The organism is Streptomyces hilarionis (assembly GCF_024539675.1).
GTDB lineage: Bacteria > Actinomycetota > Actinomycetes > Streptomycetales > Streptomycetaceae > Streptomyces > Streptomyces hilarionis.
In genome coordinates, this window is record NZ_JAHHIT010000059.1 from 1 (window position 1) to 13,206 (window position 13,206).

The 13,206-nt window shown below is 72.8% G+C and carries 12 protein-coding genes and 1 pseudogene; 7 read left to right on the forward strand and 6 right to left on the reverse strand.

Annotated elements, in window-relative coordinates; all coding sequences use genetic code 11:
* Positions 1-92: 92 nt before the first annotated feature.
* A complete protein-coding gene (locus KMS84_RS15415) occupies positions 93-659 on the reverse strand; it encodes a dihydrofolate reductase family protein (RefSeq protein WP_256916774.1) in 567 nt (188 codons plus the stop codon).
* A 191-nt stretch (positions 660-850) separates the two neighbouring features.
* Positions 851-1,411, reverse strand: a complete 561-nt coding sequence (locus tag KMS84_RS15420; protein WP_256916819.1) for a dihydrofolate reductase family protein — start codon at positions 1,409-1,411, stop codon at positions 851-853.
* Positions 1,412-1,418: 7 nt separating this feature from the next.
* On the opposite strand from KMS84_RS15420, the pseudogene KMS84_RS15425 reads away from it, so the two are divergent.
* A pseudogene (locus tag KMS84_RS15425) lies at positions 1,419-1,751 on the forward strand (TetR/AcrR family transcriptional regulator); the annotation flags it as partial.
* A gap of 168 nt (positions 1,752-1,919) precedes the next feature.
* Here KMS84_RS15425 and KMS84_RS15430 read toward each other — a convergent pair.
* Entirely contained in the window at positions 1,920-3,287 is a 1,368-nt protein-coding gene (locus KMS84_RS15430; RefSeq protein WP_256916775.1) for a COG1361 family protein, read from the reverse strand.
* Positions 3,288-3,458: 171 nt separating this feature from the next.
* Between KMS84_RS15430 and KMS84_RS15435 the strand changes: the two genes are divergently transcribed.
* Complete coding sequence (locus tag KMS84_RS15435; RefSeq protein ID WP_256916776.1) at positions 3,459-4,292, forward strand: DUF429 domain-containing protein; 834 nt, start codon at positions 3,459-3,461, stop codon at positions 4,290-4,292.
* A gap of 42 nt (positions 4,293-4,334) precedes the next feature.
* On the opposite strand, the gene KMS84_RS15440 is transcribed toward KMS84_RS15435, so the two are convergent.
* On the reverse strand, positions 4,335-5,309 hold the full coding sequence (locus tag KMS84_RS15440) for a LysR family transcriptional regulator (RefSeq protein ID WP_256916777.1): 975 nt from the start codon (positions 5,307-5,309) through the stop codon (positions 4,335-4,337).
* A 184-nt stretch (positions 5,310-5,493) separates the two neighbouring features.
* Here KMS84_RS15440 and snpA point away from each other — a divergent pair, with 184 nt between their 5' ends.
* On the forward strand, positions 5,494-6,204 hold the full coding sequence (gene snpA / locus KMS84_RS15445) for a snapalysin (protein ID WP_256916778.1): 711 nt from the start codon (positions 5,494-5,496) through the stop codon (positions 6,202-6,204).
* A 134-nt stretch (positions 6,205-6,338) separates the two neighbouring features.
* Here the strand turns inward: snpA and KMS84_RS15450 are convergent, their stop codons facing one another.
* Positions 6,339-7,358, reverse strand: coding sequence for a sporulation protein (locus KMS84_RS15450; protein ID WP_256916779.1), 1,020 nt, complete (start codon positions 7,356-7,358; stop codon positions 6,339-6,341).
* 374 nt (positions 7,359-7,732) lie between these two features.
* On the opposite strand from KMS84_RS15450, the gene KMS84_RS15455 reads away from it, so the two are divergent.
* From KMS84_RS15455 to KMS84_RS15465, 3 genes are all read left to right on the forward strand, one after another.
* The gene (locus tag KMS84_RS15455) at positions 7,733-8,722 is read left to right on the forward strand and encodes a Rieske 2Fe-2S domain-containing protein (protein ID WP_256916780.1); all 990 of its coding nucleotides are present in this window, start codon (positions 7,733-7,735) and stop codon (positions 8,720-8,722) included.
* 140 nt (positions 8,723-8,862) lie between these two features.
* Positions 8,863-10,323, forward strand: a complete 1,461-nt coding sequence (locus KMS84_RS15460; protein ID WP_256916781.1) for a transcriptional regulator — start codon at positions 8,863-8,865, stop codon at positions 10,321-10,323.
* Positions 10,324-10,679: 356 nt separating this feature from the next.
* Entirely contained in the window at positions 10,680-11,294 is a 615-nt protein-coding gene (locus tag KMS84_RS15465) for a hypothetical protein (RefSeq protein ID WP_256916782.1), read from the forward strand.
* Positions 11,295-11,419: 125 nt separating this feature from the next.
* On the opposite strand, the gene KMS84_RS15470 is transcribed toward KMS84_RS15465, so the two are convergent.
* Positions 11,420-12,487 (reverse strand): alkene reductase, encoded by a 1,068-nt coding sequence (locus KMS84_RS15470; RefSeq protein WP_256916783.1) that lies wholly within the window; start codon positions 12,485-12,487, stop codon positions 11,420-11,422.
* A gap of 498 nt (positions 12,488-12,985) precedes the next feature.
* Between KMS84_RS15470 and KMS84_RS15475 the strand changes: the two genes are divergently transcribed.
* On the forward strand, positions 12,986-13,171 hold the full coding sequence (locus KMS84_RS15475; RefSeq protein WP_256916784.1) for a DUF8636 domain-containing protein: 186 nt from the start codon (positions 12,986-12,988) through the stop codon (positions 13,169-13,171).
* The last annotated feature ends 35 nt before the right edge of the window (positions 13,172-13,206 follow it).

A 13,206-nucleotide genomic window follows, 5' to 3' on the forward strand; every position in this document is an offset into this window, starting at 1 on the left:
GGGCTCGGGGGCGGGGGTGAGGCGCGGGGCCGCCCACTCGGGCCTGGGGCGTGTGACTCCGTGTGAGGTGCGAGCGGGCAGCGTGCCGCCGCTCAGCGCTTCGTCTCGTACCTGGTCATGACGACGCCGCCGGGCAACGTCCGTGTCTCCACGAGGTCCAGGTTCACCCAGCCGTCGAGCGCGGCGAAGAACGGCGTCCCGCCGCCCACCAGGACCGGATGGGTGACGATCACGTACTCGTCGATCAGCCCGGCGCGCAGGGCCGCCCCGGCGAGCGTCGCGCCGCCGATGGTCATGGGGCCGCCGTCACCGGCCTTGAGCCGGGTGATCTCGGCGACGGCGTCGCCGGTGACCAGGCGGGTGTTCCAGTCGACCTTGTCGATCGTCGAGGAGAACACCACCTTCGGCGTGTCCCGCCAGTTCCGCGCGAACTCGATCTCCGCCGGGGTGGCGTCGGGCTGCTGGTCGCCGGTCGGCCAGTAGGAACTCATCGCCTCCCACAGCTTGCGCCCGTACAGGGTCAGAGCGCTCGCCTGTTCCTGTTCGAGCCACCACTGGAACAGCTCGGGGCTCGGCGGCCCGCTCCAGCCGATGTCGTCGCCGGCCGCGGCGATGTAGCCGTCCAGGGTCAGGTTCATGCCGTAGATCAGTTTCCGCATGTCCAGCCTTCCGTCGGTGGGTGTCCGGCGTGAAGACCAGCGTGGCGCGGGAAACTCATCGGCGCACGATCCGGTATCCGGCGACACGCCGAGTGTTCGGGGCTCTGCGTCGGTCTGCCCGGCCGGTGCGGGCGAGCCGGTCCTTGCCTGCCGGCGGCCCGGTCGTTCGACAGCCGCCCCGCCAAGGATCCTCAGCGGCGGGTGAGGCGGGTGAGGGTGACGCCGTTGGGGAAGGCGGTGCGCTCGGCGACGTCGAAGGCGGTGGGGTCGAAGGCGCCGTCGACCATCGGGATGCCGGAACCGGCGACGACCGGATACGTCTTGAGCAGCAGCTCGTCGATCTCGGGCAGCAGAGCGCCCGCGAGCCGGCCGCCTCCGCACAGCCACACGTCCAGGCCGGAGCCCGTCTCGTCCTTGAGCTCGCGGACGAGGGCGAGCGGGTCGCCCGGCACGACGGTGACCGCCGGGTCGACGTCCGGCTCGAGCGTGGTGGAGACGACGTACTGGCGCAGATGGGCGTACGGGCTGGTGATCCCGGTGTCGAGCGCGGGGCGGTAGGCGCCGAGGCCCATGACGACGGTGTCGAAACGCCGGTTGGGCGCGTCGGCGACGCCGACGGCCGCGCGGAGGGCGGTGGGGACGGTCTCCGGGTGCAGCGCGGTCGTCCACGTCGTGTAGGCGGCGGCCTGTCGCTCGTCACCCTGCGGAAAGAAGTCGAACTCGCCGCCGGGTCCGGCGATGCGGCCGTCCAGCGAGAGGACCTATGCCGAGCTGATGCGCGAGCTCGTCGGCCGCGTCGCCTCCTTCCGCACCGGCTACCTAGCGCTGCTGGAACTCCGCCTCGAGGCCACCCGCCGCCCGGAACTGCGCGACGTCCTCACCGAGCGGGTCCGAGCCGACGTCGACGCCAACGTCGCCTGTCACGAGGCCTCCGGCCTGCCCGGCGACGCGACGGCCGTCACACTGCTGATGCTGACGCTGAACTGGCTGATCGTCGAGCAGCTCACCCTGCCGGACGTCTTCACGGAAGCGGAGCGCGAGCAGCTGGTGACGGCCGCGGTGGAACGCGTCGTCGCGGTCGCGGGGGAGTAGCGGGCTCGGCTCTCCTCCCGCACGGTGAGGCCAGGGCCGATGTCGCGTCGGGAGCGCCGCGGAAACGTGCCGGGCGGGCCCTGGCGCGCCCCCCCCGAGCGGGGGCGGGTGCGGGGCACTCGCCCGAGGCGCTGCCCCGCACCCGCGGTAACGCTGGTCGGCTGACCGTCAGTTGAGGGTCAGAGCCGCCGTGTTGTTCGTGAGGTCCGGGTCGAAGTCGAAGGGGTGCTCGCCGAACTCGCCGAACGGCGGGTGAAGGCTCACGGCCCCGGTCGCGCCGGGCACCACGGTGTCGACGTGCAGGGAGAACGCGAAGGTGCGCCGAGTGTCCTCGAGCACCCAGTAGGGCAGGCCGCAGTCATAGCGGGGGGCGCCCGTCTGCCTCGGGTAGTAGCCGCCGGCCAGGGTGCGGGGGCGGCAGCCGGACGGCACGCCGGTGACCCGGGCCCCCTCGGGCACGATCAGCCGGACCTGGGCGACCGGGTCGCCGGAGCCGAGATTGCCGAACCACGCCGGCCCGTCGTTCTCGAAGGTGAGCTTCGCGGTGACCGTCTCGCCCGCGGCGCCGGAGACGGCGTCACCGGACACGGAGAAGTCCGCAGCGTTGTCCGCGCCGATCTGGAGAGCCGCGTAGTCGTTCTCGGAGTCGATGTCCTGCGCACCGGCGCCCGGCTCCACGCCGATGTCGAGTCGCTCGTTCAGCGCGTGCGGGGCGAGCCGCACCGTCAGGGGCTCGGGCAGCTCGAAGACCTCGCCCGGCGCGAGCGCCCGGTCGAACCGGCAGGTCGCCGTGGTGGACGGGGCGTAGTCGTCGCCGTCCGTCGAGGTGTAGGTGCAGGCGTCGTACCGGGTCAGATCTGTCAGGCCGTACGAGGCGAGCAGCCTGACGCTGAAACCGTCGGCGGTCTCGTTGCCGTTGTTGGCGATCTTCAACGGGATCGTCCGCTCGTCGCCGGGCCGGCCGTCGTCGATGGCGCCGACCGGGGCGATGGCGAGGTCGGGTCCGGAGCCCACGGTGAGCGTGGTCTCGAAGCTCTCGTGCGGGGCGGTGAGTGTGCCGCCGGGCCCGCCCGCGGCCGTCGCCTCGTACGTGATCTTCCCCTGGGCGCCCACCCGGGCGCCGTCCGCCGCGCGCAGGGTGAGGAACACCTGGTCCGCGTAGTCGCCTCCGATCGTCGGGACCACGGGCACGTGGCAGACCGCGCGGGCCCCGCTCGGCGTGCAGGTGGAGGGCCAGATGACCTCGGCGACCCCGGTGAGGCCGGATACGTCGACGGTGAGCCTGCCGTCCGTCACGGTGAAGTTCTCGTTGTCGTGGTAGAGGCCGACGCCGAGGGTGCGCGACTGCGGCCGGCCCCCGTCGCTGCCGAGCGGCAACGTGCGCTCGTAGGGCTCGTGAATCCACAACTGATCTGACTGCGGCGGGACTTCGTCGGCGAGAGCGGGCGCGGCGAGGCCGGCCGTCAGCAGGCCGGCGGCTGCCGCGACGGCGACGGTCGCGAGGCGTAAAGGGCGTTCGGCAAGCACGAATCTCATACGGATCCTTCAAGGGGCGGTCGCGTGACGGACGGCGCGCCGAGCAGCCCAGGCGCACCGGTTGGATCATCACACGGCACGGCCGCCCGCCGCGTCCGGGTTTTCCGGCCCCGCAGGGGACGACCTGGCTGGATCTTCGCTGTTCTCGAAACGCTGTGATACCACCGGTGCATGGGAATGCGGCGGTTCATCGGCGTCGACCTGGCCTGGGGGCGGACCGGCGCGCGGGGCCGCCCCAACGAGACGGGCGTCGCGGTCGTCGACGCGGCCGGAACGGTGATCGACTGCGGCTGGACCCGCGGTGTCGACGAGACGATCGAGTGGATCATCCGGGCGGCCGCCGACGGATCGGCCTCGGCCTTCGTGGACGCTCCCCTCGCCGTCGACAACCCCACGGGTCAGCGGCCCTGCGAGCGGGAGGTCGGCCGACGGTACGGACGATGGAAGGTGAGCGCGAACAGCACCAACCTGAACTCCCGCCACCAGGCCGGGGTCCTGGTGCGTGAGCTGCTCGAGGAAGCGGGCTGGACCTACGACGACGGGATGCACGGACCGCCGGACGACGGACTGGTCCTGTCCGAGTGCTATCCGTACACCACCCTCGTCGGCGCGGTCGAACTCGGCTACGACCTGGAACGCCCCCGGTACAAGCGGCCGGGACGCCGACCGCAACCGGGCTGGAGACTGGCGCGGGCGCAGGTGTGCGACGGGCTGATCGCCCGTCTCGCGGGCCTGGCCGAAGCCGACCCGCCGCTGCTCCTCGCCTCCCACCCGGTCTCCCGCCGGCTCATGACCGAGCCGTCACCCGAGCGGGACGCCGCCTACAAACATCGCGAAGACCTCATCGACGCGCTGCTCTGCGCCTGGACGGCCGCCCTGTGGTCCCGGCACGGCCTCGCGCGCTGCCAGGTGCTCGGGGAGGAGGTTCCGGCGACGCCCGGAGCGGCGGCCACGATCATCGCGCCCGCACGTCCCGAACAGCGCCGTGCCCGCGCGGGGGAGTGAGCCGGGCACGGGGGCGAAGGGCCCGGACTTCACCTGGCTCGTTCAGTGGGCGCCCACGGTGCGCAGGGCGTGGGCGGGGCGTGCGGCGGGGCGGCGCGCCAGCCACTCCTGGTAGACGGGCGCCTGCCGGGCCGCCTCCCAGTAGGCCCACTCCAACGACGGGAACCCGGCGTCGAGTTCGTCGGCCGTGCGCGCGACGAGCATCAGCCGCACGCCGATCGGGTCACCGTGCAGGGGCCGGATGACGAGGTCGGACCGAGGCGGGAGGGCCGTCGGCTGGCTGACGGTGACGACCTCGCCGATGGCTGCCTGGAAGTAGGCGGTGAGGTAGTCGCCGTGCAGGACGTCCGGCTCGATCCCGGCGGCGCGCAACACCCGGTACACGCCGTCCCATTCGCCGTCGACGGTGGCGTCCACCATCCAGCGGTCGTGCGCGAGGTCGGCGAGCCGCACTTCGTGCCGGGCGGCCGCGGGATGGTCGGCGGCCATGGTCACGAACTGGGGTTCGCGTTCCACGAGGACCCGCAGGCACAACCCGTTCGGGACGCGGAGCGGGCTGCCCTCGACCTCGTGCACGAAGGCCAGGTCGAGTCGGCCTTCGGCCACCTGCCGCAGCAGGGCGTTCGCGGACGCGTCCATCTTCAGGCTGGGTTCGACCGAGGGCATGCGGGCGCGCAGCCGCCTGAGCCAGCCGGGGACCGCCCGGCTGGCCGTGGCGCCGATGCGCAGCCGTGGACCGCCCGCCTCGCGGGCGGCCGCGGCGCGGGCCTGGATCACGATCGCGGAGACCTCGGCGACCAGGGGCCGGGCCCGGCTGACCACGACGTGGCCCAAAGGAGTGGGGCGACTGCCCGTGCAGTCACGGGTGAAGAGCAGACCGCCCAGCAGTTGCTCGATGCGGCGCAGCTGTGTGCTCAACGAGGGCTGGCTCATGCCCAGTTCGCGGGCGGCCTTGTGCAGACTGCCGGTGTCGGCGATGGCGCACAGCACACGGAGGTGCCTCACCTCGAGCTCCATGCGCGGAGCGTAAGGGCTTGGCCTGATAGCGCGCCAGATGTTCAAACGCGAATGAAACAACACGAGTCGCCCCGATAGCCGTGGGCTATCGCCTGTTGCCATCATCCGCCGGGCCGCATCGGTGTCCCACACTCGGGTCGATCCATCGTTCACCACCCCACACGAACGAGTAGGAGCCCCCCACATGACGTCCACCCCCACGTCCTCGACGCCCGCGAAGACCTCCAGACGACTGCTGGCCCTCGGTCTCGGCGCGGCGTTCGCGGTGCTCGGCGGCGCGCTTCCGGCGAGCGCCCAGAGCACCGGCTCCGCCGGCTCGACGACCGCCGCCGTCCCCTCCGCCGTCATCGGCGCCGGCTACACAGGTTCGGCCCGGGAAGCGGCCGACAACAAGGCGTTCTTCGAGGCCGTCCTCACGTCGGTCGCGAAGAAGCAGGCGGCCAACCCCGGCCTGCGCTCGGTGACCGTGTACTACAACGCCTCCCAGGCTCCGTCCTTCCGTTCTCAGATATCGAGCGCCGCCTCGGTCTGGAACAGTTCCGTGAGCAACGTGAAACTCCAGTCCACGTCCGGCGGCGCGGACTTCTCCTACTACGAGGGCAACGACTCCCGGGGGTCGTACGCCTCCACCAACGGGCACGGCAGCGGCTACATCTTCCTCGACTACGCCCAGAACCGGCAGTACGACTCCGTCCGCGTCGCTGCGCACGAGACCGGCCACGTGCTGGGGCTGCCCGACCACTACAGCGGCCCGTGCAGCGAGTTGATGTCCGGCGGCGGCCCCGGCACGTCCTGCACGAACCGCTACCCGAACGCCACCGAGCGGTCGCGCGTGAACCAGCTGTGGGCCAACGGTCTCGCCAAGGCCCTCGACAAGCTGAACAAGGTGCGCTGACGACAACCTGAACAAGGTGCCCTGAGAGCCGGCTGGCCCCCAGGCCCGTCGCACGCGGAGCGGGCCGTGCCCCTGCGGCACGGCCCGCTCCGGCGCGTCCGAGCGGGTCACCCCTTCAACGCGCTCCCCGTCTCCTAGTCCTCACCCTCACCCTCGTCCTCGTCTTCGAAGAAGTCGCCGACCTCGTCGACGACTTCGGCCGCGACCATGCCGCCGACGACGCCGACCGCCAGGCCCGCGGCGCCGGCGGCGACGGCGGTGCCCATGCCCGGCCCGGAGCGGTGGTGCGAGCCGTGGTGGTCGTCGTGGCCGTGGTGGCCGCCGTGCCCGTGGCCGTGGCCCGCGTACGGGTCCCCGTGCCCGTCGGGGGCGTGGGTGGCATAGGAGCCGCGGTGTTCCACCAGCTGCCGGATCCAGCCGTCGACCAGCGTGTTCCAGTCCTCGGTGGCGTCGTGGGGGACGGTGAAGCGGGTGAGCGCGTCATGGCCGGACGTGAACAGGCCGGCGCGCTTGTCGGCTTCCAGCACGACCTCGAGGCCGGCCGGGCCGGCGAGGAAGGTGAGCTCCAGCTCGTTGAGCCGGTGCGCGTACTGCGGCGCGGGGGTGAGCTCGATCTCCTGGTAGAAGGGCAGTTGCTGGCCGGTGCCCCCGATGTGGCCGAGTTCCAGGTCGGCGGACCTGAACCCGAACCCGAGTTGCCCCAGAGCCTCCAGGATCGCCTCCTGGACGGGCAGCGGACCGATCGCGAGCGGGTCCAGGTCGCCCTTGTCCTTGGCCCCGGCGACCGCCAGCTCGGTGCGGACGCCGAGCACGATGCCCAGCGGCTGCCCGTACAGTTCGGTGACCGGACTCTCCCACGGCAGGCCGACGCGGAACGGGACGCTGCGGTGCTCTCCCTCGCCCAGGCGGAAGCCGCCGCCGACGGTGAACCTCTCGAAGACGACGCCGCCCTCGCTCTCACCGTCCTCGTGCTCCGCCTCGACGCGGGCGACGAGTTCGACAGTGATGTGGTCGATGTCGAAGTCGGCGTTGCCGCCCCGGAGATGGACCTGCCCCGACAGGGCGCCGCCGGGAAGGGCGGCGCCGGGGTCGAGGACCGTGTCCACCGTGGGCCCGCCCACACCGAGCGAGCCGAGCAGCCGTTTGAACACCATGGGGGCGTTCACTCCTTTACGTGCGTGTCACTTGCGGTGCCGGGCCGGGCGCGACGCCGCACCCCGGGGAACGATGCCTGCCGTCGGCGCGTTGACCCGTGGGAGTCGGCAGAGCGTGAGCGGCACGTGCCCGACTTCGCCTCCCACCGCTTCTACATTGCTGTAGAAGCATAGGGGTGGGACGGCCCGGCACGCACGCGCGACGTCGCGCCGGGGACGATCGGCTGAAAAGACACCCTGGATGGCGTTCAAGAGGCCTTCCACCGGCCGCCGGTGACGTCCCGGAAGCCGGACGCGGGGAGCCGGCGCCCTGTGACGGCACGACGGGCGCGCTTGCCGAACGGGCATGATCGGGCGGCGGCTAGCATCTGCCCATGCCTTTACGTCGCAGTCATGACAACCTGGCCGCCCTGCCGCGCGATCCCCGGGCCGACGAGTACCCGATGCCGAGCGTGCCGTACGGCTGGTACGCGGTGCTGCGCAGCCGTGAACTGCGGCCGGGCAAGGTGGTCAGCCTGCACTACTTCGGCCGGGCGCTCGTCGCCTTCCGGGGAGCCGACGGCCGGGCAGCCGTACGGGACGCGCACTGCCCGCACTACGGCGCGCACCTGGGCGCGGGCGGGAAGGTCGTGGACGGCACGGTGGAGTGTCCGTTCCACGGGTGGCGGTTCGGCCCGGACGGCCGGTGCGTGGAGGCCCCCTTCGCGGTGCACACCCCCAAGGTCTCCCTCGGCGGCTTCCCCGTCCGCGAGCACAGCGGGCTGGTCTTCGTGTACGCCGGGCCCGGCGAGCCGTCGTGGGAGGTGCCGGAGATCCCCGAGACGGGCGCGAAGGAGTTCGCCGCGCCGATCGACGACACCTGCCGGGCCCGCATCCACATCCAGGAGATGCGCGAGAACATCGTCGACGAGTCCCACTTCCACTTCATCCACGGCCAGAGCGAACCCCCCGTCCAGGACTGGCGGTCCGACGGCCCGTTCGCCGAAGCCCGCGGCCGGATCTCCCGCCGCGTCCTCGGCCGGGTCATCGACAACACCTTCGACGCGTTCATGTACGGGCCCGGAGTCATGGTGGTGCGCACCCACGGCCCCGTCCTGTCGGTGACCGCCATCGCCCTCAGCACGCCCGTCGACGACCGCACCAGCGAACTGCGGATGCTGTACTACATCCGCAAACCGGCCCGGCTGCCGTTCCTGACGCCCCTGGCCAAGCTCGTCTTCCGCAAGGAGGCGCTGGGCGAGGTGCGCGAGGAGGTCGGGATCTGGGACCACAAGGTCCACCAGGCGCGCCCCGTCCTGCTTCCCCACGAGAAGGGCATCAAGGCCCTGCGCCGCTGGTACGCGCAGTTCTATCCGGCCGACTGACGGATCCGCTGGGCCGACCGAGGGTCAGGAACCGCCTCAGCCGTACTGACGTGCAGACAGGGGGAGTGCCGTCGACGCCGTCCCGGACCGGGACGGCGCAGGGCTGCGGCGGCCGACGGACGGATGCGGGTACGGACTTCATGGATGCACACCCGGACGACGTAGTGGAGTTCGCGCTCCTGCTGACGCGTCTGAAGAAGCGCACGAACCACAGTTACGCGGCGCTGGCCGGCCGTCTGGGCATGACTGCTTCCACGGTGCACCGTTACTGCACCGGAGAAGCGGTCCCCCCGGACTTCGCCGGGATCGCGCGGTTCGCCGCGCTCTGCCGGGCCACTCCGGAGGAACGCACCGAGCTGCACCGCCGGTGGATCCTCGCCGTCGCGGCACGGCAACGCACCCGGCCGTCCCGTGCCCGGCGGGCGCCGACGCCCTGCGGCGTCACGGACCCCGCGGCGACGACGGCGTCCTCCGGCCCCGGCGGTCCCGCGGACGGGGCCGCTGCACCGCCACCGGTGCCGTCGCCCACCCCGCACCCGGGGACGACCGTCCCGAGTGCCCCGGCCCCCCACCCGGGGCGCGCCGCGTCGAGCGACGCGAGCTCGCGCTCCGGGCACCCCCGCCATCGGCCTCGGCGGCGGCGAGCTGTGGCACTGGCAGTCCTGCTCGCCCTCGCCCCGGGCGCCCTCACGGCATCCGCCGCCGACCTTCCGCCCGACAGGACCGAGCCGTCGGCTGCCACCCGCACCGCCCCGCCGGGCACGTCCACGCCGGTCACTCGCGGCGGCGGCAGCGAGGCCGGCGGGCAGGAGAGCCGGGCCACCGCCGATGCCGTCCCGCCGTCGGCCTCCCCCCGCACCACCGCGCCCGAACCCTCCGCGTCGGCCACGCACAGCGCCGGCGGAACGCGGGAGAGCGGGACGAGTGTCCGTACGACGCCGCCGTCGTCCCCGCTCACCTGGACCGTCGACTCCCACCTCTGGGGAGAACTCGGGTGCGACCACGACTACGTCATCGCCCGGCCGCCGCAGCAGGTCCCGCCGCCGCCCCACCCGGCCGACGCCGAGCAGTGGGCCGCTTCCCAGGGCGCCGTGCACGGGCGCGACACCCAGGTGCGGATCACGGTGCAGGGGCGTGGCTCCGCCGCCGTCCTCCTGGAGGCGCTGCATGTGCGCGTGGTGCGGCGGGCCGACCCTGCCGGACGGCCAGGGGACATCGCCTATTCCATGGCCGACGGCTGCGGAGCCACACTTCAGCCCCGCTACTTCTCCGTGCACCTGGACGCGCGCAGGCCCCTGCCCCGTGTCATGCCGGCCGGCCGCCCGGACTCACCGAGTTTCGCGGTCGACTTCCCCTACCGCGTCTCCTCCCGGGAACCGGAGGTTCTGCTGGTCCTCGCGGACACCGAGTCCTGCGCCTGCGACTGGTACCTCGAACTCGACTGGGCCTCGCAGGGCCGCAGCGGCACGGTGCGCATCGACGACCACGGCCGGCCGTTCCGGACCACCGGCATCGAGGGGCTGCCTCACTACAGGTACCGCAGACCCGCCGGCTGGGTCCCTCTGACCCCTGCCGGCGACAGCGCCACTACGGGCCGCTGACGAGCGGGGCCGGCCGCGTCCCATTGACCGGCCGACCCCGCGCGCGCGGTCCACGCGTCCCGGAACGCCATCCCAGGGACACCTGTTTCCGCAGCTCGACAGGGGTGGGACGGACTCGCCGTCCCGGCTGGGGCGGCAACCGTTGGCGGGGGTCCCCGCCGTCCTGGAGTCTGTGGACGTCGCACCGGCCGAGGCGGCACGACCGCCGGGCCGCACGACGGAACGACCTCCCTGCGCCTGTTCTCCGGGACACCTGTGTGCCCGGGCCGTGTCCGACGCGGCGCCCCGAGCGCCGTCCGGTGACGCAGGAAACACCCATGTTCGCGTTCTTCGTATCCAGAGAAGGAAGTCACCGCATGAACAGCAGCACTCCCGCACGCCGTCGCCCGGTCCGCAGCGCGGCCCTCGCCGCCGGCCTGGTCCTTGCTCTCGGGCTCGGCGCGGCGGCCCAGGCCTCGGCCGCCGCACCCCGGACCGCCGGAGCCGCGGCCAGGATCTCGTCCCCGTCCATCGCGGTCTCGGACTCCGACGCGTCGCTGTCGGGCCGGCAGATGATCCGCGTGCTGAAGTCCCTGCTGCCCAAGGGCGGGAAGATCTACGACCAGCAGAGCCAGGAGGGCTACGCCGCGCTGGTCTGGGACGACGGCCGCGGAAAGAGCATGATCGGGGTCAACGCCCAGGACGACATGGGCGACGTCCTCGAAGGGCACATGGGCTGCGAGGGCACGTACATCGAGTGCCAGGCCCTCACGCTGGCCGACGGCACCCAGGTGAAGCGGGCCAAGCGGGCGTCGGAGAAGGGCGGCTCCGCCGTCGTGTGGCTGGTCGACACCCTTCACCCCGACGGTCGCCGGGTCATCGTCCAGGAAGTGAACTCCTACGCCGAGAGCGGCCCGGTGACGCGACCGCAGCCCCCGCTCTCGCTCGACCGCCTTCAGGCCATCGCCCTCGACTCCCGCTGGGCCGGCTGACCGCCTCCCCGGTGAGGCGGGCCTCGGCCCGCCTCACCGCGTCCGGGCGGTCGCGGTGGTCGACGACGGCGACACCGGCATCCGGCCGGTCGGCGGGGATGCAAAGGCCGTGCTGCTTCGACCCGTCAGCTCGCGGCGGTGGCGGTGAGGGCCGGGTAGTCGGTGTAGCCGCGGTGGTCGCCGCCGTAGAAGGTGGCCGGGTCGGGTGCGTTGAGCGGCGCGCCCGTGCGGATGCGGTGGGGCAGGTCGGGGTTGGCCAGGGCGGAGGCGCCGACCGTGACGACGTCGGCCAGACCGGAGTCGAGATCGGCGAAGCGGGTGTCGAGCGGGCTGCCGGCGCGGTTGACGAGCAGCGCGCCGGACCACTGCCGGCGCATCCGCTGGAGCAGTTCCTCGTCGGGCCCCTGGATGACGTGCAGGTAGGCGAGGTCGAGCGGGGCGACGGCGTCGAGCAGCGCCGGGTAGACGTCGTGGGTGTCGTGCTCGGTGATGTCGTTGTAGGGGTTGCCGGGGGACAGGCGCAGACCGGTCCGGTCGGCGCCGATCTCGGAGGCGACCGCGGACGTCACCTCGGCGACGAAGCGGATGCGGTGGGCGACGGGACCGCCGTACCGGTCGGTGCGGTGGTTGGCGTGGGCCGAGAGGAACTGGTGGAGGAGGTAGCCGTTGGCGCCGTGGAGCTCGACGCCGTCGAACCCGGCGGCGACGGCCGCGGCCGCCGCGTGGCGGAACTCGTCGACGACGCCGGTGATCTCGTCGGCGGTGAGGGCCCGCGGAACGGGCATCTCCTGGGGGCCGCGGGCGGTGAACATGACGCCACGGGGCCGGACGGCCGACGGGGCGACGGGCGTGCGGTGGTGCGGGGTGTTGTCCGGGTGGGAGATGCGGCCGGTGTGCATGAGCTGGACGACGATGCGGCCGCCCTCGGCGTGCACGGCGTCGGTGACCCTGCGCCAGCCGGCCATGTGGGCGTCGGTGTAGATGCCCGGGGTCAGCAGGTAGCCCTGGCCGTCGTCCGAGGGCTGGGCGCCCTCGGTGATGATCAGGGCCATCGAGGCCCGCTGCCGGTAGTACTCGACGTTGAGTTCGCCGGGTGTGCCGTCGGGCAGGGAACGGTCGCGGGTCATGGGCGCCATGGCGAGCCGGTGCGGCAGTTCCATGGCGCCGACGGCGACGGGGGTCCAAAGAGTCATGGGGCTTCGCTTTCTGCTGGTCACATTCGTCGGGTGAGCGGTCAGGGGCAAGGGGGAGGCGCGACGCGATCGCCGTGGCGGACCGGTCGTCCAGCGGTGAGCTGCGGGGGAGAGAAGGCGACGGAGGTCAGTGCGGTCCGTTGCCTCGGGTCGACCGGCGCGAGGTCGAGCACGACGTCGTCCGGCGCGGGCGGCTCCGGCAGTCCGTGGCCGGACGCCTCGTCGACGCCCGCCTTCCCGACGCGTGCCCCGCAGCGCGGCCCGGCCGTGGCGATCATGTGTACGCCGGTGTGCTCCGGCCAGTTGGACTGCGTCGCCGCCGACCGCGCCGCCCGCGCGGTCGATCAGCACCGGCAGGTCGTCCCGCGCGGATCGCGGGTGGACGGTGGTCCTGCTGCGCGGTCCTTAAGGCCTCGCAGAGGCCTTCGCCGCGAGGGCGGCCGCGGGACGGGTCGTCGCGTGCTTACCGCTGCCGGTGGCGGGGCAGTGATGATCTCCATGACGAGCGCGACACAGCACTACGGTCTCCTGTGGACCGACCCGGACGGCACTCCGCAGGCGTCCGCCGGCAGGTACGACAAGCGGTCCGCGAAGCACCGGCGCACCGAGCTGAAAGCCGTGGGCTGCACCTGTGTGGAGATCGTGCAGGTCAGGCCCGGTGAAGTTCCCGAGCCGGTGTCCTGAGCGAGGCGGCACGCTCTGCCGCCTCGACCGCGTGG